This window comes from Nocardia sp. NPDC057440 (genome assembly GCF_042802915.1).
Lineage (GTDB): Bacteria > Actinomycetota > Actinomycetes > Mycobacteriales > Mycobacteriaceae > Nocardia.
Map to the genome: position 1 here is coordinate 84,138 of NZ_JBHVDF010000005.1, position 23,605 is coordinate 107,742.

A 23,605-nucleotide genomic window follows, 5' to 3' on the forward strand; every position below is an offset into this window, starting at 1 on the left:
TCGCGCTACTGCCCGCTCAGTCCAGGAGTTCATCCAGGAACAGAGCGGGCAGTGTCGTGTCTCCGGATTGCACAGAGCCCGAACGCATTTCGGTACGCAGCACCCGCAAAATGGCAACCACGCCCGGACCGGCGTCCAACAGCGGCCGAGTCCAGCCGAGGTCAGCGCACGTGCGGGCCGCGGGCAGCAGCAGTCCGGTGGCCTCACCGACCCACCCGGAAGCGGCAAGGCACTCGGCGAGCAAGAGCGCGGTGTCCAATTCCGCACGGGGACGATGCTGTTCGACCATCCTGGCGTGCAGCGCGCGCGCTCTGCGCACCGCGCGGTCGTCGGAACGCAGCTGGCGTTGGGCGAGCAGCGCCCGGATAGCGGCGATCTCCTCCGCCTCCGCGGCCAGCGCGGCCGCCCCCGTCATGCGGTGGGCGTGGTGGATGGCGTTGGAGGTATCGGACTCGTAGCCCGCCGAATCGATCGCGCGCCTGGCCTCGGTATCGGTGAGCAGTCCCAGCCGCAGCCGCTCGGCACGAATGTGCGCGGCCAGCCGAGTCAGCCGGTTGTCGACGGCGATCCGATCGCCCTCGTCGAGCCGGGCGGTGGCGGTGTGCATATCACCGAGCACCGCTTTGACCCTCGCGCCGATGACGAACGTCGAGATCAGGAAGTCGACCGGCCCCACCCGGGCGACCAGCTGGTGACTTTCGTCGAGCAGCCGATCAGCCATAGCCAGATCGCCACGGCGATAGCTCAATTCCCCGAGCAGCGCGGCGGCAACCCGCACCGCGTGCGAGCGCGGACCCGAGCGAACGCTCGCAGTCCCGAAGGCCTGCTGGAAACATGCTGTGGCAGTGGCGATATCGAGTTGCTCATATGCGGCGGCACCCTGTCCGCAGAGTCCGAAGACCGCGCCGAGCGGGTCTTTCGATCGCGCGTGATACTCCGCGGCCCACTCCTGGATCTCGCGGGCGCCATCGAAATCGAAGTCGCACAACCGCGCGAACGACGTCAGATTCGCCGCGGTCGACACTGTCCACGCGGGCAGTTCATCCGGCCGCCGCAGGCAGTCGGCCACCCGGTCGAGCACACCCTCGGTGTGGTCTCGCGCGATCGAATCCGCGGCGGCGAGCACCGCGGCCTCGCACCGTTGCCTGATCACATCGACGTCGGTGGACGATCCGCGGGCCAGCACATTCGACAGCCGACCGAGCGCGGTGCGCGCCGCACTGGACTGCTGCAGATTGACATTGGCGCGCGCGACCGCCATCAGCAACTTCGATCGCGAAGAAACCTGCTGCATAGGCAGTTTCGCCACGGTGCCGAGCAGGGTCGCGAGCCGGGATCCGTCGATCAGATCCATGCCGCCGCCCTCGACCAGGTCGAGCGCCATCTTCAGATCGGTGGCCGCCAGCGCGTGATCGACCGACTTGCGCAGCAGCTGATGCTCGGCGTACCAGCGGGATGCCTTGCGGTGCAACGCCTTGAGCCGACCTGGGTTGGCGCGCTCCAGCCGGGCACGCAGATGCTCGGCGAACAGCGGCTGCATCCGGAACCACTCCGGATCGTGCGCGATGCGTTGCAGGAACAGCTCACGCTGCTCGGCCTGCTCCAGCAGGTGTTCGGCCTCGGGATCCTCCGACAGCGCGGCGGCGAGCGAACCGCACACCCGCTCGGTCACCGAGATCGACATCAAGAAGTCGAGCATCTCGGGCTCGAGGGTGTCCAGCACATTTTCCGCGAGATATTCACGGATGCCGTGATTTCCCTCGGAAAGATTGGCGATCAATTGGCTCGGATCGGCATTGCCGCGCAAGGAAAGACTGACCAGTTGAATAGCGGCGGGCCAGCCGTCGGTGGCTGTGTGAATCTCTTCCACCTGTGTGTCGGTGAGCGTGAAACCGTTGCGCTCCACCAGAATCTGTCTGGTCTCCGTCGCGGTCAGGCGCAACGCCGACGACCCGATTTCGACCAGCTCGTCGTGCACCCGCAGTCTGCTTGTCGGCAGACCCGACTGTTCCCGGCTGGTCACCACGAAGCGCAGGTGGTGGCATCCGTTGTCCAGCAACGCCTCCATCGCCCGATGCGCGCCCGCGTCGGTGACCCGATGCCAGTCGTCGATGACCACCACGATGGTGGAGCCCGCCGCGTGGATCTCATCGATCAGCGTGGCGATGACGAACGCGACGGCGTCGGCGGGCCGCTCCTCCAGCACCTGGTCGAGCCCCTCGCCGATATCGGGGCGGACCCGGCGGATGGCCTCGATGAGGTGCGCGAGAAACCAGATCTCGTTGTCGTCGTCACGATCGACGCCGATCCAGGCGACCGCCACCCCGCCCTCGGTCAGCTCGGCTCGCCACTGTGCGGCCACCGTACTCTTGCCGAACCCGGCCGGTGCGTGAATAACCGCGAGCCTGCGCCGCCCGCCCGCGCGCAGCGTGTCCAGCAGCCGGAGGCGCGGGACCGGGTCCCTGGCCGGAGTCGGCGGGCGAAACTTGGTCGCCGCCGTCGGCGGGAACGTGGTCGAGTTCGGACCGTTCGTGGCCGGGTACTGCGACACCGCGGGCCGCAGCGTCAACGGCCAGCTCCGACGCGCGGTCACCGCGGGTCGAGTGGCCGTCGATTCGGCGCCGTCGCCGTCGGCCGATTCGGGCGCGACGGAGGTATCCAGCAGCGCCATCTCGTCGGGCACCTGATCGTGCTTCCGTTGCGCGGTGCGCAGCATTTCGCCGAGGTCGTAGGCCGTATCCGGCCGCTCGTTCGGGTCGGTGGACATGGCCTGCTCGATCGCGGCGGCCACGTCGGCGGGAATGTCCTGCGCGCGCAGGTCGGGCACCGGCTGGGTGGTGATCCGCAGGAACTGCGCGACGACCTTCTCCCCCGCCTGCCTTTCATAGGCGGCGTGCCCGGTGAGCAAGGCGAACAGTGTCGCGCCGAGCCCGTACACGTCCGAGCGGACGGTCGGGTCCTGACCCTTCAGCACCTCCGGGGCGGTGAACGCGGGTGAGCCGGTGATCAAACTGCTCGAGGTCTGAAACCCGCCTGGAATCCTGGCGATGCCGAAATCGGTCAGCTGAGGTTCGCCATAGCCGCTGAGCAGCACGTTCGCCGGCTTCACGTCCCGGTGCAGGATGTGGGCGCGGTGCGCGCTCTCGATCGCGCCGGCCAGCTTCACCCCGGCGCGCAATGAATCCGCCCAGGTGAGCGGCCCACGATTGCGGATGAGCTGCTCGAGCGAACCGCGCGTGCAATAGGGCATCACGATGAACGGCAGTCCGGTCGGGGTGACGTCGACCTGAAGGATGTCGACAATATTCGGGTGGCCGGACAACCGGCCCATGGCCTGTTCCTCGCGCAGGAACCGTTCGCGGCTCTCCTGGTCGATTTCCGACGACAGCACCTTCACCGCAACCACGCGGTCGAGTGCCTGCTGAATGCATCGGTAGACCACCCCGAAGCCGCCCCGGCCGATCTCGACAGCGCCGGACAGGCCCATTGCCTCCAACTCGTCGGCAATCCCGATGGGCGGCTGTCGCTGCGTGTCCGATTCGGCCGGAGTCGATTCGGGGCTGACCTTGCCCGAACGCGTCTGTGGATTCATGTGACCACCTCGAATTCGCATCGAATCGGCGTCACCGGCGATCATGCTGCGCGCCGACGTCGGACACCGCGAAGAGTTCTCGCGATGTCCGATATGTCTGCGCATATCCAACGTAGCGCGGAATGACACCACGTGGATGGCTTTCCTAACAGCGTGGTTTCGACCGCGCCCGCGCCTGAACCGGTCGCCTCAGCGTTCGGCGGCGGGCCTGGTATCCGGGTCGTACGGAAACGAGATGCGTTCCATGACGTTCTTACGCTGAGTGTTGTGAAAAGCGGTGATCCGCCAGTGACTATCCTGCCGAACCGTGCTGTACGTCTGGGTCTTGGACAAGTCTTCGGGGCTTTTCGGGGCGCCCTTGTAGGTGTCGCCGCGACTGGTCACCACGGCGGTGTCGGTCCACAAGAAGCGGAGGCCGAGCATCGAGCCGGCCGGCTTCGTACCTTTCGGGAATCCGTCGAACAAGGCACGGTGTCCCCCGGCGATAGTTGCCCGACAAGCCCGCGGATCTCGACGAGATCCTGGCCTCGGCCCGCCGCTGGATCGGCGAGATCATCGGAGGGTATCCACCCGAACGGCGCGAAGCGCTGTTCGACTACTTCACCCGCGCCGCCGACGCGTACCGCGAGGCCGCGGAGCAGCTGCGCACGCCATGACGAAAGCCCGCTGTCGCGGCGGCGCTGCGTTCGACGGGGAAGCGGTCAACGGACGGCCAAGGCGATGAGCTGGGTGAGCTGCTGGTCGGCAAAGTTGTTGTCGCTGACCAGGACCAGGGTCCGTTCACCCGATGGCAGGCGCGGACCCCAGGTCATGCCTTCCACATTGTCGATGTCCGGCAGACCGACGTCGGCGAGGTCGACGAGCAGCCGCTTGGCGACTGGACGCGCGTGGCCGAGTGACGCATCGAGAATATTGGTCGCGGCGCTGAGGTCGGCCTCGTAGATCCTGATCCTATTGCCGACGCCCAACACGAAAGACCGTTCCAGCACCAGGAATTTCGTCGGATCGAGCGGGTCGGCGGCCAGTATCGACGCGACGCCGTTGATGCCGAGACCGGGGTCCGGACGGGACTCGGCGAACACCGGATCCTGCGGGTACGCGTACTGCGCGAGCAGCGGGCCGAAGCGCGCCTGCACCGTGATCCGCGATAGCGCGCCGGACACGGTGGACGCGACCGGACCATCCTGCAGCAGCGGCCCTTCCACCGACGTCACCACTAGCGCGCCACCTGCGGCGAAGGTCGCACCTTCCAGAGCAAGGTTCTGGCGGGGGCCCGCCGCGGGTTGCATTCGCTCGTTGTCCGGAATGGGCAGCCGGCCCGCGAAGCTGCCGTCGGAGCGCGCGATCTGCACCGAAGGATCGGCGCGGACAATCTCGCTCCGCTCACCCTCCTGGCTCCAGAAGTAGTCACCGGTCCACGGGTCGACCCGAATTTCCTCAGGGTCCAACGACTTCGGCGCGTAGACGGCGCCGTCCGGGGCGCGCAGCGGACGCGTCCCGGTGAAGGTCACCGGGCCGACGCCGCTCTCGTCCACACCGAAACGCGCGGTATAGAACCGCGCCGGATTCCGCTCCGAACGATCGTCACTGATCAGGACGTATTCGCCGGTCCGAGGCTGGAAGTCGATACCGGACAGACCACCGACCGTGGTGCCGTCGAAGTCCAGGTTGTGCGGCACGACCCGCGCACCGAGCAGCCGCACGGACGCGGCAGCGTCCAACACAACCGGCTCGGGTGCGCCCACCGGAGGCGCCGCATTCGCGACGGGCGCGGTGACACACGCGACCGCGAGGGTCGCCACGAACAGGGTCTGTCTACGTCCAACCACGACGGACACGGTATCGACGCGATCGGCCGGGCAGGTTAACGGCGCCCGAAATCACAACCTGTGCCGACCCCGAACGTGTTCACTCGGTCTGCGTTTCCTACTGGCCGAGCTGAACAACAGTCCTCGGGAACTGTAGGCAAATCCGGTCCAGAGCGGCGAAAGCCCGCCACCGCGAAAGCGGTGGCGGGCTTCGTCGTCTGTCAGCCGGTAGGCAGCGGCCGCAGCTTACTTACGCAGCGAGGCCGGGACCTCGAAGCGCTCGCCGTAGGTCTTGGCGAGGTAGTCGGCGCGGGCCACGAAGGCTTCCTGGCCGCCCGGGTAGCCGACGATGAACTGGTGCACGCCACCGGTCCAGGCCGGGAAACCGATGCCGAAGATCGAGCCGATGTTGGCGTCGGCGGTGGTGATCAGCACACCCTCGTCGAAGCACTTCTGGGTCTCGATCGCCTCGATGAAGAGCATGCGGTCGATCAGATCCTGCAGCGGCACCGTGAAATCGGCGGTCGTCTTGAAGTGATCGCGCAGACCCTGGAAGATGCCGATGCGCTTGCCGTCTTCGTCGTAGTCGTAGAAGCCGGCCTTCTCCAGGCGGCCCGGACGACCCTGCTCGACCAGGTAGTCGATGACGTCCTGGGCCGGGTGACGCTTCTTGCCCAGGGTGGCGTCGCCCTGCGCGGCGGCCTCGAGGGTCTCCTTGGCGATCTTCTGCATGAGCTTGAGGTTCAGCTCGTCCGACAGCTGCAGCGGCGCGGCCGGGTAGCCCGCCTGCAGACCTGCCTGCTCGATGGTCGCGGGCTCGATGCCCTCGGTCAGCATGGCGATCGCCTCGTTGACGAAAGTGCCGATGACGCGCGAGGTGAAGAAGCCACGGCTGTCGTTGACGACGATCGGGGTCTTCTTGATGGCGAGGGTGTAGTCGAACACCCGAGCCAGCGCCTCGTCGGAGGTCTTCTCACCCTTGATGATCTCCACCAGCGGCATCTTGTCGACCGGCGAGAAGAAGTGGATGCCGATGAAGTCCTCCTGGCGCTTCACGCCGGTCGCGAGACCGGTGATCGGCAGGGTGGAGGTGTTCGAGCCCAGCAGCGCGTCCGCGTCGACGATGTCCTCGATCTCCTGGAACACCTTGTGCTTGAGCTCGGTGTTCTCGAAGACGGCCTCGATCACGAAGTCGACACCGGCGAAGTCGGCCGGATCCGCGGACGGCTTGATCCGGTCCAGCAGCGCCTTCGACTTCTCCTCGGTGGTCTTGCCACGCGAGAGGGCCTTGGCCTCGATCTTCTCGGAGTAGTTCTTGCCGCGCTCGGCCGCCTCGATGGTGACGTCCTTCAGCACGACCTCGTAGCCCGCCTTGGCGGAGACGTACGCGATGCCCGCGCCCATCATGCCCGCGCCGAGCACGCCGACCTTGCGGATCTCCTTCTTCGGGACATCCTTGGGTCGCGAGCCACCGTTGTTGATCGACTGCAGGTCGAAGAAGAACGCCTGAATCATGTTCTTCGCGACCGGGCCGGTCAGCAGGTGCACGAAGTAGCGCGACTCGATGAGCGACGCGTTGTCGATGTCGACCTGCGCGCCCTCGACCGCGGCGGACAGGATCGCCCGCGGTGCGGGCATATTGGTGCCCTTGAGCTGCTTGCGCAGGTTGGCGGGAAACGCGGGCAGGTTCGCCGCGAACGCCGGGGTGGACGGAGTGCCACCGGGGATCTTGAAGCCCTTCTTGTCCCAGGGCTGCACGCCGCCCTCGGGGTTGGCCTTGATCCACGCCTTCGCGGCGGGCACCAGCTCCTCGATCGAGCCGACGACCTCGTTGATCAGGCCGATCTCCTTGGCCTTCGCCGGGCGGTACTTATTGCCCTGCAGCAGCACCTGCATCAGCGCGCCCTGGAGGCCGAGCATGCGCACGGTACGGATGACACCGCCACCGGCGGGCAGCAGGCCGAGGCTCACCTCGGGGAGGCCGAGTTGCACGCCGGGCACGTCGGCCGCGATGCGGTAGTGGGTCGCGAGGGTGATCTCCAGGCCGCCGCCGAGCGCGGCGCCGTTGATCGCGGAGACGACCGGCTTGCCGAGGGTCTCCAGGCGACGCAGCGCGCCCTTGATGTTGGCGAGCTCGTCCATGAGGGCCTGGCCGTCTTCCGGGCCGACCTTCATCATGTTCTTCAGGTCGCCGCCCGCGAAGAAGGTCTTCTTCGCCGAGGTCAGCACCACACCGGTGATGGTGTCCTTCTCGGCTTCGAGGCGCTCGACGGTCGCGGTCATCGAGTTCTTGTACAGCTCGTTCATCGTGTTGGCGCCCTGGTTCGGGTCGTCCATCGTCAAAACGACGATGCCGTCCGAATCCTGCTCCCAACCGATCATGTTGGTCTCGCTCACAGCTCTGTGTCTCCTTGTGGATTAGCGGCGTCCGCGGCCCTGACGCGAACGCCGCTGTGGAATCTGAAGTCTCGGTTGGGGTTTAGACGCGCTCGATGATGGTGGCGACGCCCATGCCGCCACCGATGCACAGGGTGATCAGCGCGTAGCGGCCGTTGCGGCGCTCGAGCTCGTCGACCATGGTGCCGGTGATCATCGCGCCGGTGGCGCCGAGCGGGTGGCCCATCGCGATGGCGCCGCCGTTGACGTTCAGCTTCTCGTCCGGGATGTTCAGGTCCTTCTGGAACTTCAGCACCACGGAGGCGAACGCCTCGTTGATCTCGACCAGGTCGATGTCGTCGAGGGTCAGGCCGGCCTTGGCCAGCGCCTTCTTGGCGGCCGGGGTCGGACCGGTCAGCATGATGGTGGAGTCGGCGCCGCTGGTGGCGGTGGCGACGACGCGCGCACGCGGGGTCAGACCGGAGGCCTTGCCCGCCTCTTCGGTGCCGACCAGCACCAGCGCGGCGCCGTCGACGATGCCCGAGCTGTTGCCGCCGTGGTGCACGTGGTTGATCTTCTCCACGAAGTGGAACTTCTGCAGTGCGACGGCGTCGAAGCCACCCATCTCGCCGACGACGGCGAAGGACGGGTTCAGCTTGGCCAGGTCCTGCGCGGTGGTGCCGGGACGCATGTGCTCGTCCTTGTCCAGCACGATGATGCCGTTCTGGTCCTTGACCGGGACGATCGACTTGGCGAAGTAGCCGCCGGTGGTGGCCGCGGCGGCCAGCTCCTGCGAGCGCACCGCGTAGGCGTCGACATCATCGCGGCTGAAGCCCTCGATGGTGGCGATCAGGTCGGCGGAAACACCCTGCGGGACGAAGTAGGTGTCGTAGTTGGTGGCCGGGTCCAGTGCCCAGGCGCCACCGTCGGAGCCCATCGCAACGCGGGACATGGACTCGACGCCACCGGCGATGACCAGGTCGTCGAAGCCCGAGCGGACCTTCTGCGCGGCCAGGTTCACGGCCTCGAGGCCGGAGGCGCAGAAACGGTTGAGCTGGAAGCCGCCGACGGTGTCGGGCAGGCCCGCCACGGTCACGGCGGTGCGCGCGATGTCCATACCCTGGTCGCCGACCGGGCTGACGACACCGAGGATGAGGTCCGAGATCCGGTCCTCTTCGAGGTTGGGGAAGCGGTTACGCAGCTCCTGAATCAGACCAACAGTCAGGTCGATCGGCTTCACCGAGTGCAGCGAACCCGTCTTCTTGCCGCGGCCACGTGGAGTGCGGATGGCCTCGTAGATGTAGGCCTCTGTGGTCATATCGGAGTGTTTCCTTCCTTGGGGTGCGAAGGCCGAACTTCCGTCCGTCCAAGCGCTCTCTGCGGTGGCGCCGCCTATCCGGCGCGGCCGCGGGTAACCTCGCCGACCGATCCTTCGACCGACCGTCCTGACGCTGTATAAAACTCGGCAAGCAGCGGCGGACGAACATTCCGGTCGCCCAGACGCCTGGGCATACCATAGAACTTCGCCATACCGGAGCTCACGGCCACCCGTTCATATTACCGTGGTGTGCGAACTCCGGTTAACTTAACGTCGTCGAGGCGTGGCTTGTCAACCATCCAGCCGTGTGGCACCGAGCTCACTCTTGAGCAATTCGAGAGCGATCTCGTCGGGGTCGCGCCGCTCGCCGGGGGCCACCGGCTGCGCCGACTCGGCCAGCATCTCCCGCTCTTCCTCCGGGGTCGCGGGTGGCGGCACCCCATCCACCGGCGCATAGTCCACCGGCCCCGGGTCATCCGGCAGGTCGGGGAAGTCCGGTGGCGGAATGTCGTCCTCGACCGCACGCGACCGCGCGCCGGGACCATCGCCCGGCCGCTGCCCGCTCCCGCTACCCGCGGCATCCGCGGCCGCGCCGCGAGCCTGGCTCGGGCGCGAGAATCGGGGCGGCGCGGCGGCATCCGAACCGCGGCCCGTCGCGGCGCCGGGTTCACGTGCCGACGCATTCCCGGTTTCGGGGGCGCTCGCGCCCCGCGCGCGACCTGCCGCGGCCGCGGTGGCCGCCGGTCGCGGCGCGGGCGCTCCGGCCTCCCACCGCACCTCGAGATCGCGGCCGAGTACGGCCTGCACCGCAGATCGGACCGCCTCGAGATTCCGCGGATCCGACAGGCGCTGGGCCAACGGCGCATGCTGATGGGCGAACACGATCACGTTCCCCTCCAGCCGCGACACCGACGCCCCGGACAGCAATGCCTGCACGGTGGGCCCGAACTCCCGTACCTTCGCGCGAATATCCGCCCAGGCCGCCTCCACCGCGCGCAACAGATCGGCGTCCCGCTCGGCCGGAGCGGCCGTCGGAGCCTGCGCTGACGCAGCAGGTTTCGAATCGACTTCCCCACGGCCCACTGCCGCTTGCGGCGAAACCTGTTGCACTGCTGCGGATTCCGCGGGCGCCGCGGCCGAGACCGGACCAGCGTCCGGAGCATCGGCGGCGACCGAGGTCTGCCCGGCGGGTGAGGCAGGCACAGCGGCAGGCACATCTCCAGCGGCCGGGACGTGCCCAGCGTCGGCGACCTGCCCACCAGCTGACACGTTCCCGGCCGCGAGGGTTTGCCCAGCAACCGCGGTCTGGCCGCCGGGCTGCGGCGCAACTGCCGGGGCACGCTCGGCAACCGGAGCAGGCGTGGCACCAGGGGTCGCCTGGGCGATCGGAGCCGACGCAGCGTCCACGACGCCCTCAGCGCCCGCGACCTGCTCAGCGCCCGGCGCTTGTCCAGGGCCCGGGGTCCGCCCAGCGCCGGACGCGGGTTCAGCGACAGAAGCCGTGCCGGGGACCGGAGCGTGCTGAGCCGACTGCGCGGCAGCGGGAGCCTCCGCAGTCGAGTGCGGGGCCGCACTACGGCCCGAAACGGCATTCGACTCGCCGCCGCCGGAGCCTTCGCTTACGGCACGAGTCTCCCGCCGTGCCGCCGCAAGCAGTTCCGCCCCACGTCGGCGCGGCGGCTCGGAGGCCGAGCCATGCGCAGGCGCGGCCGGTGCCGCGGCGGGCGCGGGGCTCGGCGAGGCGGCACTCACATCTGTCGCCCGCGCGGCCGCACCACCGGCAATGCCGCGCTCGAGCTGCTCGATGCGCTGCAGGGTCGCCGATTCGGCATCCGATACCGAGGGCAACAGCATTCGGGCACAGACGATTTCGAGCAACAGCCGGGGCGCGGTCGCACCACGCATCTCGCCGAGGCCTTCGTGCAGCAGTTCGGCATGGCGAGCCAGGGTGGCAGGGCCCAGACGCTGGGCCTGTTCGCGCATGCGGTCGAGCACATCGCCCGGTCCGGAGACGAGGCCGCGGTCGGCGGCGTCGGGGACGGCGCGGAGCAGGATCAGGTCGCGCAGGCGTTCCAGCAGGTCGACGGCGAAGCGGCGGGGATCGTGGCCGGCCTCCATGACCCGGTCGACGGTGCCGAACAGTGCCGCGCCGTCACCGGCGGCCAGGGCATCGATGGCGTCATCGATCAGGGCGACATCGGTGACGCCGAGCAGCGAGACCGCCCTCGGATAGGTGACGCCCTCGGGTCCCGCGCCGGCAAGCAGCTGGTCGAGCACGCTCAGGCTGTCACGCGGCGAGCCGCCGCCCGCGCGGATCACCAGCGGATACACCGCCTCGTCCACCGGGACGTTCTCCTGCTCGCAGATCTTTCCGAGCAGTCCACGCATAGTCGCGGGCGGCAGCAGCCGGAACGGGTAGTGATGGGTCCGGGAGCGGATGGTCGGCAGCACCTTGTCCGGCTCGGTGGTGGCGAAGATGAAGATCAGGTGCGCGGGCGGCTCTTCGACGATCTTCAGCAGCGCGTTGAAGCCCGCGGTGGTGACCATGTGCGCCTCGTCGACGATGAATACCCGGTACCGGGATTCGGCAGGCGCGTAGAAGGCGCGGTCACGCAGTTCACGAGTGTCGTCGACACCGCCGTGGCTCGCGGCGTCGAGTTCGATCACGTCGAGATTCCCCGGACCGCCGGGGCCGAGCGCCACACAGGAGGGGCACACACCACACGGTGTCGAGGTCGGGCCCTGCACACAGTTCAGCGAGCGCGCGAGAATGCGGGCCGACGAGGTCTTGCCACAGCCACGCGGGCCGGAGAATAGATAGGCATGACTGATCCGGCCGGTGTCGAGGGCGGTGCTCAGTGGGTCGGTGACGTGCTCCTGGCCCACCACCTCAGCGAATGTTGCCGGTCGGTACTTCCGGTACAGAGCCACGGCCAGAGGTTACCGGCGCGCACCGACAAAGAACATTCCCGCTGGCGCGCGCACCCGGCGCGGCGCGGCAGCCGCCGACCCATGACCCAAAACGTGACATAGATCACAAGATGCACGAAGATTATTTCCGCCGGGATGATCAGCGACGAAGGCGGCAACGGGCGAGCAATCGCCCGCCGAGCGGGGGTTGAATCAGCCACCTTTCGCTTGACCACCCCTCTTGGCAAGGATTAGTTGAACTCACGCCCCGGTTCTCCGCCCGTTTCTGGAGATAACGAAACCATCAACTCGAGTGACATCGACGCTATCGGCTGGCTACCGTGGTTATCGGCAACTTCGGTAGCCAAACCTTCATCAGGTTGGTGGCCCCGGCCGGTCCCTCATCCCGACCGGGGCACAACCTGGAATCTGACTGGCATTTCGCCGAACACTGACGCTTCCACCGGAGGGCCGTTTCCCCGTGCCGTCTTGTGACGACATCGCCGCAGCCTGGCTTTCGAGCACCGACTTCGCCGACGACCACACGGCCGTCGACCTGCTGAGCCGGGCGATCAGCCCACAGGATTTCGCGATCAAGCGCGACTCGCTGCCGGTGGCTGCCGCCGCCGACCCGGCGACCGCCGCAGCGATTCTGGAACTACTCGAGCGCGGCCAGGTGCCGACCATGGCTGCCATCCGGACTCTCACCGCACAGAACGAGATGCGACGCGAAGCCGAGCGCATCGAACGTCTCGGCCGCCGCGCCCAGCGCAGCATCGACGATTTCGGCCGCGTCCTCGCCCAGCTGGCCCATGACCACTGGACCGAGCACGGCACCGGCCCCATCCGGCGCGACGTGCTGCAGTCCGAGCCGGTGATGGCCCTGATCAGGGAACGAATCGGCGATATCGCACCCGGCGCGGTGAAACATCTCTGGCTGATCGAGCGCGCCCAGCGCGCCGGCTGGATCGCCTCCAACGCCGAGCCCGGATCACTGTGCGCCGCACGACGTTTCCACTCCGCCAAGTACGGCAACCGGGTGTCGCTGCGACCGGTCAACACCATCGGCACCCTGGTCGCGGGCTTCCTCGACGAGCACCTGACCGAGCACGGCCGCCCGCCGCGCTGGTCGGTACTCGCCCACGATCTGCGTGACGATCGCGGCCGCCGGGTCTTCCACGACACGGCCGACGCGCGCGCCCAGCAACTGTGGCTCACCACCGCCGAATGGATGGCGGTGCAAGAGGATCTCCCGGTACCGGGCCGCCGCGGCCTGCGGGCGCTCGCCCGCAAGCCGAAGCGCTGATCCACCGGCCGCGCTCGGCTAAAACACCTGGTGGTGCGCGGCCGGGCCGTGACCATTCGGTAATTTCCTTGCAACGCATTCCTGCGTGAAAGGAGTTACCCGTGTCTTCAACCATCGATCCCGCGGCCACCGCCTGGCTGCTCATCAGCACTGCGCTTGTGCTGCTGATGACACCGGCCCTGGCCATTTTCTACGGCGGGATGGTGCGCTCGACCGGCGTACTCAACATGCTGATGATGAACTTCATCGCCATCCCATTGGTCACCGTTGTCTGGTTGCTCGCCGGCTACAGCCTGGCATTCGGCGAGGACGCGGGCGGCGGCCTGATCGGCGACCTCGGCCACTTCGGCATGGCGGGCATCGACCCGAACACCGTGCGCGGTTCGGTTCCCGAGCTGCTGTTCGCCACCTTCCAGCTGACCTTCGCCATCCTGACCGCGGCACTGGTCAGCGGCGCGATCGCGGATCGCGCGAAGTTCGCGGGCTGGATGGCGTTCGTGCCGCTGTGGGCGCTGGCGGTGTACGTGCCGATCGCGCACTGGGTGTGGGGTCCGGACGGCTGGCTGACCTCCTTCGGCGCGCTCGACTATGCGGGCGGGCTTGTCGTGGAGATCGCTTCCGGCGCGTCCGCGCTCGCGCTGGCGATCGTGCTCGGCCCGCGCATCGGGTTCAGGATTGATCAGATGCGTCCGCACAACCTGCCCTTCGTGCTGCTCGGCGCGGGTCTGCTGTGGTTCGGCTGGTTCGGCTTCAATGCCGGATCGGCACTGTCGGCCAATGGTGTCGCGGCAGCGGTGTTCCTGAACACGCTGGTCGCGGGCTGCCTCGGCATGCTCGGCTGGCTCGCGGTGGAACAGATCAGGGACGGGCGGCCGACCACCTTCGGTGCGGCCTCCGGCGTGGTGGCGGGTTTGGTCGCCATCACCCCGTCGTGTGGTTCGGTGAACACCCTCGGCGCGCTGATCGTCGGGCTCACGGCCGGTGTGGTGTGTTCGTTCGCGGTCGGCTGGAAGTTCAAGGCGGGCTATGACGATTCGCTCGACGTGGTCGGCGTGCACTTCGTCGGCGGCGTCGTCGGCACGCTGCTGATCGGCCTGCTCGCAAACCAGGTGATGACCGGCGGCGTCGAGGGCCTGCTCTACGGCGGCGGCGCGACCCAGCTCGGCAAGCAGGTCGTCGGTGTGCTCGTAGTCGCGGCGTACGCGTTCGGTGTGACCTTCGCACTCGGCAAGGGCATCGACCGTGTCATCGGCTTCCGGGTGACCAAGGAAGACGAGACCGCGGGCATCGACTTCGCGCTGCACGCGGAGACCGCGTATGCCGAAGGCGTGCACGGACATGCGCCGCGCCGGTTCGGTGAGGGACACTTCGGCCATCCGCACGGCGGCGCCGAAGCCCGGGATCACTGACCGCCGAGAACGAAGGCCCTGGCTGCCGCACCGGACCAGTGTGACGACACCGGTCCACGGGCGACCAGCAGGTGCCGCGTTCGGGCCCGTACGCCGTTGTCAGCTCACCGCACTCACCGCAGCGGTGAACGTATTGCACTGTGCCGCACGGTTTTTATCCACACCGATCTCGAACCAGGCGCCGCCGTTCTCCGCGGTGCCGTGATCGCGCATATCCCCGCGTTGATCGCCGCGGCCGTGCGCATCCCGCTTGGCGAGGCTGATCTGGTTGCCGGTCAGCGAGCCGCCGCCGGACGAGGATGCCAAGTACATGCCGTCGAAACAGTTGGCCTGCAACTCGACTCGGCGCGAGAGCTCCAAACCCTTTTCGCTGCGCGCACCCGCGTCGACCCGCTCGCTATTGGCTTTGCGCAGGATTCCCGACATGGCCTGGACGTGATGGCCGTACTCGTGCGCGAACACCGAAAGGTAGACCACCCAGTTGTCTTTGAACAGCTCGGTCTGCAGCTGGCTGATCGGCATGTAGATGGTCTTGTTCGCCGGGCAGTAGAAGGCCGCGAAATTACTGGTGGTTCCGGTGCACGGCGTGGTGATGCCCGAGGTCGTCGCGCTGACATTGAGCGCAGGCGGCTGGAACGGCAGATTCGACTTGGCCAGCACCGGTTTCCACGCCGCCTCCAGACAGCCCGCGGCCGATTCGAAGAACTTGCGCGCCGCGTCCACCTGGGTGCCCCACGGCGAGTAGTTGCAGCGGGCCGGAACCAGGGTCGCGCTCGGATCGGTCAGCAACGGGTTGGTTCCCGTCTCCGCGCGGCCCGCCGCGCCACTGGGATCCGGGGTGAAGGTGAAGCTGGGCGCGGGTCCCGTCGAACCCGCACTCTGCTTTCCCGTCGAAATCGCGTAGCGCACCAGGGAACCCGCCACCAGGAACACGATGACCAGCAGCAGCGCGGTCAGACCACCGCCGCGTTTGCGGGGCGGGCCGGGCGGACGGCCGGGTGGGCCATAGGGCATCGGCGGCGGCATGGGCGGGCGGAATCCGGGCGGCGGATAACCAGGGGGCGGACCGTATGCGGGTGGCGGGCCGTATCCCGGAGGTGGTCGGTAGCCGGGCGGGGGGCCGTATCCGGGCGGGGGGCCATAGCCGGGAGGCGGCGGAACCGGACGCCCACCAGGCGGAACCGGTCCATAACCGTACGGTGGTTGTGTCACTCCCCCGTACCCCCTCGTCTCATGATCGCCGACAGCCGCTGACGCAGAATAGCAACTTGTCTAGAGTAGGCAGCCATGCTGACTTTTCGGGGGGGCGCCGCTGGTAGCGCCGCGGCGCTGATTCTCGCAACCGCGGGAATGATTGCGGCCGCTCCGTTCGCCCACGCTCAGCCCGAGCCCGACGGCGTGCGCATCACCGCCGACCTGAAGCTCAGCGCGCAAGGCGTGCTCGAGGTCGTCGAGACGGTGATCGTGCCTGCCGACGGCGAATTCAAGATGTCACTGCCGCTGCGGCTCAAGGTCGGCGAGGACGTCGAACGCGTCTTCAAGGTCACCGATGTCGACACCACGGGCTCCGGCACCGCGACGGTCGCGAACGACCAGTTCATCATCGACGCGAAACCAGGCAAGTCCACCTTCACCTACGCGATCCACAACACCGTCAGTGACGCGCCGGGCACCCAGGTCTTCCGCTGGCTGGGCATGATCAATGCCGATGTCGCCTCGATCAGCGCCTCATTGATCAGCCCGTCTTACGAAATGGGCATCGTAGACTGCAAACTCGGCCCGCCCGGGAACCTCAGACAGTGCTCCGACCTGCACATCGAGGCGGACGGGGTGCTCTTCTGGGAGCAGACCGACCTGCACAAGGGCGACACCATCGACCTGACATTGCAGCTGCCGCCCGGCACGGTCCCGTCCAACGCCGACGTCCGCGGCGGCGGCGAATCCGGCCCGTTCGCCGTCACCACACCGGTTCTCGTCGCCTTCGGTGTGCTGCTGCTCGCGCTGGCCGGACTTGCCGCCTTCGTGCTGCGGGCGCGGCGCGAAAACGCCGCTGCCGGAACCGGATCGAACACCATCGATCCGCTGCTGCGCGAGGGCGCCCGGGTGCAATTCACCTCCCCCGACGGCATCCTGCCCGGCGAAGCGGGCCTGGTGCTCGACGAGCACGCCGACCCCGCCGACATCGCGGCCACCGTGGTGGATCTCGCGGTGCGACGCTATCTGTGGATAACTCCGATCAGCGACTCCGACTGGCGGATCAACCGCGTCAACGCTCCCGACGACCAACTGCGCGACTACGAGAAGGCGGTCTACCAGACTCTGCTGCCCGAGGGCACGGACTCGGTCACCATGGCCGAACTTCGCGCGCCCGGCCGCGTGCAGGCCGAGCCGGTCCGCACCGCCCTGGTCGCCGACGCGGTTGCCCGCGGCGCGTTCATCGCACGGTCCGGCCTCGGTCTGACGACCTGGCTCGGCGGCGGCCTGATCGTCGCGGGCATCGTGACGACCGTCGCGCTCGCCGCCACCTCCGGCCACGCCCTGGTCGGCGTCGCCATCCTGCTCGCAGGCATCGCGACCTTGCTGCTGCCCCGCTACCTGCCTGCCCGCACCGCACCGGGCCGCGTGCTCGCCGGGCAGGTCCGCGCACTGCAGCGCGGCCTCGATGCGACTGTGCGCGAACATATTCCGCCCGCTGACCAGGAACTCGTGTTCTCCAGGGCACTTCCCTTCACCGTGATCAGCGGCCGCGCCGACAACTGGATCCGCGCCTTCCGCGACTTGAACCCCGCCGCTGACTCCCAACCCGGCCTCTACTGGTTCGGCAGCTTCGAACGCGACCACAACCTCCAGCGCTTCGCGGGCCACTTCCCCTACTTCATCACCGCCCTCGAAGGACTCTTCGCCACATCGGGCGGCAACAGGTAGGTCTGGGCGACGAGCCCGGCCGAGCACACTGACGGCCGGGCTCGTTGCCCGGCCGTCAGCTCCTAGCGATCAGTCGTCAGCGAAGATCAGTCCACAGTCGCGGCGCGGCGCATCGCGGACAGCGGGTCCGCGTAGAGCGCGCTGAGCGAGGTGACCACGGCCGCGAATTCCTGGACCTTGCCGCCGAATCCACTGATTCGGATGTCGGTGGGCGGCAGGGACGAGGACTGCTGGAAGGCGCGCGCCACATGGGTGACGGCGGGGCGGTAGCCGGTGAAGGCTTGACCGCCCAGAATCACCCGGTCCGGATTGAGCATGTCCCGGACCAGCGCCACGGTCTGGCCGAGCGTGGTCGCCCGCTCCGCGAGCAGTTCCTTGGCAGGCTCGGAACCCGCCTCGGCGGCCCGATACAGATCGACGATAGTCGAACCCGCGGTGCCGTTATAGGCCGGAATGATCCCGCGCCCCACGGCCCTCGCGTGCAGCGACCGGTCGCCGACCGTCACCTCGAGGCAGCCGCGCCTGCCGCAGGGGCACACGACATCGGAGCCGGTCGGCAGGTGCGCGATCGAACCGGGCCCGTTGCTCGGCGTGTGCACGCGACCGTCCAATGTGACTGCGACACCGGCGGTTTCGCGAACGTAGAAGTACAGGCTGCTGCCGCGGTCGGATCCGGCGCCGCGCGCGTCACGCTGGTCGGGAGTCGGAAGCAGCAGCTCGGAAGCCGCCATGGCCTCCACGTGCGGCGCGACCGAAACCGGCAGCTCGAGCACCTCGCCGAGCACCGAGCCTATCTGCGCGCCCTTCCATTCCAGCTTGGGGTGGTCGACCACGCCGGTGAGCGGGTCGACCCGGCCGCCGATCGCGACACCGGCCCACAACGCCTTGCGCCGGTGCCAGCGCTGCAGGAAAGCCTTGGCGCTGCGAGCGACGGTCGTGGTCGCGAAGTCTTGACCGGTCTGCGGGGTGGCGATGGCCAGTCCACCGAGGATCCGCCCACGCAGATCGGCCGCGACGATCTTGGTAGCCGCGGCGCCGATGTGAATGCCGAGGGTCAGGTACGCCTCGTGGTCGATCTCGAAAGGCACCCGCGGACGCCCCACCGCACCCGAGGCGGTCAGGTCGGGGCGTTCACGCAGCAGGCCGGCGGTGAGCAGCGCGGACACCTGACGGTTGACCGTCGCGATGCTCAAACCCGTTGTGCGCGCGGCATTGTCGCGGGAAACCGGGCCACCCGTCGCGGCACGTAGCACGGCCGCCGCTGGATTGTCGGCGATGCGGAGTTCCGGTGCGACAACCGGACGCTGAACACGAACACGACCGTTCGCAACCCGGGAGAGGGGTCGCTCGAGGGTGAGGGACATATGAAGATTCCTTGCCGAAGTCCCGTAACTACGGGACGTGCCTACATGTGTGGCGACGAGGCAGCGCGCGAGTGCGAAGAATCGCTCAGCTGCAGCGGCAGGAACGACACAGTTCCCGTGTCAGCGGCAGCCGCAGACCCAGTGCGGCGGTCACGTAGGTGACCCGCAGCGCGGTGGGGCGGCTAGTAGACATGGGATCAAAGTTAACACCGAAATCGCCGCCCACCAAGCCCCCTCGACAGCCTCGGGCGATCCCGATAGCGTAGCGCGCCCCGAAATCCTTGCCCCACACCGGGTTCCGATCCCCTGTGGCCCAGCGCACGATCTGCCCGGAAATGCCGAATGGGGCCGCCGATACGGCGACCCCATCGGGTGACTCGCTTTCCCCTTACGCGGCTTCGGCGATCACCTGACGGCGGGCCAGCAGCGCGGTGGCCGAGGCGGCGAGTCCGACCAGCGCGACCACGGTGACCAGGTACAGGCCGGGCCGGTACTGGGCAATGCTGGTTGCGGCGCCGCCGCTGATCAGGCCGGTGACGACGGCGAGCACGACCGCCCCGCCGATCTGACCGGAGGTCTGCACCAGACCCGAGGCCAGGCCCTGCTCGTGGTCGGCGATGCCCTCGGTGGCCTGGACCATGACCGAGGAGAAGCCGAGCGCGAAGCCGAGGCCGAGCAGCAGGAACGCGGGCAGGTAGTCGACGACGTAGGTCGGGTCGGCGCTACCGCCGAAGGCGATGAACCAGAGGTAGCCGAGCACGAACGAGGCCATCGAGGCGATGATCATCGGAGTCGTGCCATAGCGGTCGATGAGCTTGCCCGCGACCGGCGACAGGATCGCCACGATGATGCCCGCCGGAGCCAGCGCGAGCGCCATCTTCAGCGGCTCCCAGCCGAGGGTGTTCTGCAGGTACAGCGAGACGATCGTCTGGAAGCTGATGTAGGAACCGAAGATTGCCAGTGCGGCCAGATTGGCCCGCACGATCGACTTGACCTTGAAGATGCTCAGCCGGACCAGCGGATGGGCGACCTTGTTCTCCACCACGAAGAACGCGCTGAGCAGCGCGACGGCGACGACGGCGGTGGCGATCACGCTCGCGGTGAGGCCTTTTTCGGGTGCGGTGACGATCGTGTAGACCGCGGCGAGCATGCCGCCGGTCAGCAGTGCGGCGCCCGCGAAGTCGATGCGGCCCTTTTCCTTTTCGATGTTGCGCGGCACCACGATGTAGGCGGTGACGACGACCGCGGCGACGACAACGACCGGCACGTAGAAGGTCAGCCGCCAGTCGATGCCGGTGAGCAGACCCGAAACGATCAGACCGGAGGCGTATCCGGTGGCGCCGAAGACCGTGAAGATCGACAGCGCACGGTTGCGATCATGGCCTTCTTTGAAGGTGGTGGTGATGATCGACAGGGCGGCCGGTGCGGTGAACGCGGCGGCGACGCCCTTGACGATACGGCTCGCGATGAGCAGCGCGCCGTCGTCGACGAGTCCGCCTGCCAGCGAGGCGACACCGAAGACCACCAGCGCGGCCAGGAAGACCTGGCGGCGACCGAGCAGATCGGCGGCCCTGCCACCCAGCAGCAGCAGGCCGCCGTAGCCGAGGATGTAACCGTTGACGATCCACTGCAGGCTCTCGGTGTTCAGCCCGAGTTCCGATCCGATGGACGGGAGTGCGACGCCGACCATCGAAACGTCGAGTGCGTCGAGGAACATCGCCAGGCCCGCCACGAACAGCACGGCCCACAGCTTGGGCCCCCAACGCCCTGGGAGGTGATCGGTTGATGCGGTGTTCAGTGCCTCTGGGGCGGTAGCTGTCATAGTCACGCCGGTAAATTTAGATGCACATGCATTAAATGTCAACGCAACTAATGCAGGCGCACAAACCGCCTGGTCGGACCGGCGCAGCGAAAGGCCCCGCCCGGTCGAGAACCCGGGCGGGGCCTGCTTCCGCGGCAGTGACGACCGCGGATGTCGGTTGCGTGCAGCGACCTACTTGGCCGGAGCCGGAGCAGCAGGTGCGGCCGGCGCAGCCCCTGCGTTGAACGGCTGGTTGACGGTGGTGAAGTACTGGATCGCCGCACCGATCGCCACCGGGGCGGTGATGAAGATCTGACCGAGTACGGTGCCGACCGCGCCGACCAGGGCGATGCCCGCGATGCAGCCGACAGCGGCGGCGGGCAGGAACGGACCGAACAGACCGACGATGGTGCCGAGGGCGACCGTGCCGCCCAGAACGCCGCCGAGCACGCAGCCGATGGCCGCGCCGCTGAGCCCGCCGACCAGGGTGCCGACGGTGGCGCCCATCGCGATGGTGCTCGTCAGCCGGGTCCAGGCGGCCACCTCACGGTCGTACTCGGTCTTCCACGGCGCCTTGTCCTCATACGGCAGGGCGACCGGCTTGTAGACCGCCTTCGCCGCATCGATCTGCGGAGTGAGAGTCGCCGTGCGGCCGGAGATTTCGGTCGCGATCGGGAACTCGAACTCGTCGACGCGGAACTTCAGCGGCGTGCCCGCGACAACGGTGCCGTCGGCGGCCTTGATCTTCAGCGCGTCGTCCTCGACGACGAGCGAGCCGGCATCGATCGTCACGATCGACTGTGTATCGGTGGTCTGGGCGGTGAAATTTATTGCGTCGCCGGTCTGTTCGTTCGCCGCTGGTGCCGCGCCGGAGGTGCCCGAAGCAACTCCGGTCGCGATGGTCACCAGCGCCGCGACAACGGCGAGCTTCCTCATCCTCATGTACTGAAATCCCTCATCTCAGGTAAAGCTTCCGAGGGCAAAGCATCGACGAGAAATCGCAAGGGGACGAGGGAAAAACGCAGACAGATTCCAAATAAGCAAACCCGGAGCGAACAGAATGGAAACTACTTCGCCTTCGCCGCAGCCTTGGCCTGCTTCTTGAACGCCCGCACTTCCACTAGCGACTCGGCATCGACGATGTCGGCGGCGGACCGGCGCGAACCCTGCTCCGAGTAAGCCCCCGCCGCTGCTTCCCAGCCCTCCGGACGCACCCCGAGCTGCTTGCCGAGCAGGGCGAGGAAGATCCGCGCTTTCTGATCGCCGTATCCGGGCAATGCGTTCAGGCGCTTGCGCACCTCTTTGCCGTCTGGGTCGCCCGCGGTCCAGATCGCCTCGACGTCGCCGTCGTAGTGCTCCAGCACATACTTGGCGAGCTCCTGGGTCCGGCGTGCCATCGACCGGCCGTAGCGGTGAATCGCCGGCGGCGTCGCACAGAGTTCCTCGAACTCGGCGGTATCGGCCTCGGCGATCCGATGGATGTCGAACCCGCCCATCCGGTCGGCGACCTTCTTCGGACCGCGGAACGCATGCTCGAGCGGAAACTGCTGGTCGAGCAGCATGCCGACCAGCAGCGCGAACGGACTCTCCGACAACAGCTCGTCCGCCTCCGGGTCCTGCGCGAGGCACAACTTCACAGTCACGGACTTCCTTCCCCGGTCTTCGGCGGACGATCGACTCGTCCTCGATCATCTCATCAACCGACCGCGCGTGGTCTCGGCCACCCGGATCGGCGGAGACCCGCGATCGTGATGCGCCTCACATGCCTGCCGTGCGTTGTGGTAAGCCCCCGCGTAGGCTCTCGGCCATGCCTCAGACGACGGCCGAACCGAGGGACGGAATCGGGCCCATGGACTCGCACGGATTGCGCCCTGACCGCTTCGACAGCGCGGGTCGAGATCAGTTGGTCGATGTACGCGATCTACAGGCGGCACTGCCCGGCATCCGGCGACTGCGGACCTGGGCCCACGACGCACTCGCACTGCAGCCTGGCGAACGCGCGGTCGACATCGGATCCGGATCCGGATCGGAGGTGCTCGCCTTCGCGGACGTGGTCGGACCGACCGGAACCGCCATCGGCGTCGAACCCGACCCGCACCTGCTCGCTGCCGCCGAACGCCGCGCGGCCCAGGCCGGGTCGACCGCCAAATTCCATTCCGGCGATGCCTACGGCCTGCCCTTCGGCGCCGACAGTTTCGACGCGGCGCTGTGCGAGCGGGTCTTCCAACATCTGACCGCGCCGATCCGCGCCGCCAACGAGATCGCGAGGGTGCTGCGTCCCGGCGGCCGGGTCGTGGTGGTGGACAGCGATTGGGGCACCGCGATCGTGCATCCCGGCAACCGTCAGGTGGTCAGGGAGGTCGTCGACACACTGTTCTCGGCGACGACCAACCCGCTGTCGGGCAGGCTGCTGCCCGGACTGCTGACCAAGGCGGGCCTGGTCATCGATGAGATCGGCTCCCATGCGCTGGTGCAGGATCGTAGCGTCGGGGCCGGTTCGCTGGTCAATCGGATCTCGGCGATGGCGGTGGCGCGTGGCGTCATCACCGAGGCGCAGCGCGATCAGCTGATCGCTGACCTCGAGGCGGGCGCCGAGAGCGGCGATATCCATCTGTCGGTGACCATGTTCGCCGTTCTGGCCCACAAGCCGCTCTGACCTGCGAGAACACGGCAGCGGGGGGGGCCCCGCGGATGGGTGGGGGGCCGGGGGGGGGTTTGGGGGGGGTTTTTTGGGCTGGTTTTGGGTGGGGGGCCCGCCACCCACGGGGGCCGGCACGACGAGGACGATTAGTGTTG

General features: G+C 67.9%; 16 protein-coding genes. 5 read left to right on the forward strand and 11 right to left on the reverse strand.

Annotation, left to right across the window (positions count from 1 at the left end):
• Positions 1–16: 16 nt before the first annotated feature.
• Together ACFU4Z_RS11920 and ACFU4Z_RS11925 are read right to left on the reverse strand one after the other, a co-directional pair.
• Positions 17–3,592 (reverse strand): protein kinase, encoded by a 3,576-nt coding sequence (locus ACFU4Z_RS11920; protein ID WP_379061838.1) that lies wholly within the window; start codon positions 3,590–3,592, stop codon positions 17–19.
• A gap of 189 nt (positions 3,593–3,781) precedes the next feature.
• Positions 3,782–4,057, reverse strand: a complete 276-nt coding sequence (locus tag ACFU4Z_RS11925) for a hypothetical protein (protein ID WP_379061840.1) — start codon at positions 4,055–4,057, stop codon at positions 3,782–3,784.
• A gap of 23 nt (positions 4,058–4,080) precedes the next feature.
• Here ACFU4Z_RS11925 and ACFU4Z_RS11930 point away from each other — a divergent pair, with 23 nt between their 5' ends.
• Entirely contained in the window at positions 4,081–4,248 is a 168-nt protein-coding gene (locus tag ACFU4Z_RS11930) for a hypothetical protein (protein ID WP_379061842.1), read from the forward strand.
• Between the two features lie 45 nt (positions 4,249–4,293).
• Here ACFU4Z_RS11930 and ACFU4Z_RS11935 read toward each other — a convergent pair whose 3' ends face one another.
• The 4 genes from ACFU4Z_RS11935 to ACFU4Z_RS11950 form a co-directional block, all read right to left on the reverse strand.
• Entirely contained in the window at positions 4,294–5,421 is a 1,128-nt protein-coding gene (locus ACFU4Z_RS11935; RefSeq protein ID WP_379061844.1) for an esterase-like activity of phytase family protein, read from the reverse strand.
• A gap of 225 nt (positions 5,422–5,646) precedes the next feature.
• On the reverse strand, positions 5,647–7,797 hold the full coding sequence (locus ACFU4Z_RS11940) for a 3-hydroxyacyl-CoA dehydrogenase NAD-binding domain-containing protein (RefSeq protein ID WP_379061846.1): 2,151 nt from the start codon (positions 7,795–7,797) through the stop codon (positions 5,647–5,649).
• Between the two features lie 82 nt (positions 7,798–7,879).
• A complete protein-coding gene (locus ACFU4Z_RS11945; RefSeq protein WP_379061849.1) occupies positions 7,880–9,094 on the reverse strand; it encodes an acetyl-CoA C-acetyltransferase in 1,215 nt (404 codons plus the stop codon).
• 291 nt (positions 9,095–9,385) lie between these two features.
• A complete protein-coding gene (locus tag ACFU4Z_RS11950; protein WP_379061851.1) occupies positions 9,386–12,025 on the reverse strand; it encodes a DNA polymerase III subunit gamma and tau in 2,640 nt (879 codons plus the stop codon).
• Positions 12,026–12,485: 460 nt separating this feature from the next.
• Here ACFU4Z_RS11950 and ACFU4Z_RS11955 point away from each other — a divergent pair, with 460 nt between their 5' ends.
• Together ACFU4Z_RS11955 and ACFU4Z_RS11960 are read left to right on the forward strand one after the other, a co-directional pair.
• The gene (locus tag ACFU4Z_RS11955) at positions 12,486–13,310 is read left to right on the forward strand and encodes a hypothetical protein (protein WP_379061853.1); all 825 of its coding nucleotides are present in this window, start codon (positions 12,486–12,488) and stop codon (positions 13,308–13,310) included.
• A 101-nt stretch (positions 13,311–13,411) separates the two neighbouring features.
• Positions 13,412–14,719 carry an ammonium transporter gene (locus ACFU4Z_RS11960; RefSeq protein ID WP_379061855.1) on the forward strand — a complete coding sequence of 436 codons (1,308 nt, stop codon included), beginning with the start codon at positions 13,412–13,414 and terminating at the stop codon, positions 14,717–14,719.
• Between the two features lie 99 nt (positions 14,720–14,818).
• On the opposite strand, the gene ACFU4Z_RS11965 is transcribed toward ACFU4Z_RS11960, so the two are convergent.
• Positions 14,819–15,733 carry a neutral zinc metallopeptidase gene (locus tag ACFU4Z_RS11965; protein ID WP_379061857.1) on the reverse strand — a complete coding sequence of 305 codons (915 nt, stop codon included), beginning with the start codon at positions 15,731–15,733 and terminating at the stop codon, positions 14,819–14,821.
• A 273-nt stretch (positions 15,734–16,006) separates the two neighbouring features.
• Here ACFU4Z_RS11965 and ACFU4Z_RS11970 point away from each other — a divergent pair, with 273 nt between their 5' ends.
• Positions 16,007–17,644, forward strand: coding sequence for a DUF2207 family protein (locus tag ACFU4Z_RS11970; RefSeq protein WP_379061859.1), 1,638 nt, complete (start codon positions 16,007–16,009; stop codon positions 17,642–17,644).
• 86 nt (positions 17,645–17,730) lie between these two features.
• On the opposite strand, the gene ACFU4Z_RS11975 is transcribed toward ACFU4Z_RS11970, so the two are convergent.
• The 4 genes from ACFU4Z_RS11975 to ACFU4Z_RS11990 all read right to left on the reverse strand — a co-directional run bounded on the left by ACFU4Z_RS11975 (position 17,731) and on the right by ACFU4Z_RS11990 (position 22,452).
• Entirely contained in the window at positions 17,731–19,008 is a 1,278-nt protein-coding gene (locus ACFU4Z_RS11975) for an ROK family protein (protein WP_379061862.1), read from the reverse strand.
• Between the two features lie 388 nt (positions 19,009–19,396).
• Positions 19,397–20,830, reverse strand: coding sequence for an MFS transporter (locus ACFU4Z_RS11980; RefSeq protein ID WP_379062527.1), 1,434 nt, complete (start codon positions 20,828–20,830; stop codon positions 19,397–19,399).
• Between the two features lie 171 nt (positions 20,831–21,001).
• The gene (locus ACFU4Z_RS11985) at positions 21,002–21,751 is read right to left on the reverse strand and encodes a hypothetical protein (protein ID WP_379061864.1); all 750 of its coding nucleotides are present in this window, start codon (positions 21,749–21,751) and stop codon (positions 21,002–21,004) included.
• 125 nt (positions 21,752–21,876) lie between these two features.
• Positions 21,877–22,452 carry an HhH-GPD-type base excision DNA repair protein gene (locus ACFU4Z_RS11990; protein ID WP_379061867.1) on the reverse strand — a complete coding sequence of 192 codons (576 nt, stop codon included), beginning with the start codon at positions 22,450–22,452 and terminating at the stop codon, positions 21,877–21,879.
• A 164-nt stretch (positions 22,453–22,616) separates the two neighbouring features.
• Between ACFU4Z_RS11990 and ACFU4Z_RS11995 the strand changes: the two genes are divergently transcribed.
• The gene (locus tag ACFU4Z_RS11995; RefSeq protein WP_379061869.1) at positions 22,617–23,465 is read left to right on the forward strand and encodes a methyltransferase domain-containing protein; all 849 of its coding nucleotides are present in this window, start codon (positions 22,617–22,619) and stop codon (positions 23,463–23,465) included.
• Positions 23,466–23,605 lie beyond the last annotated feature (140 nt).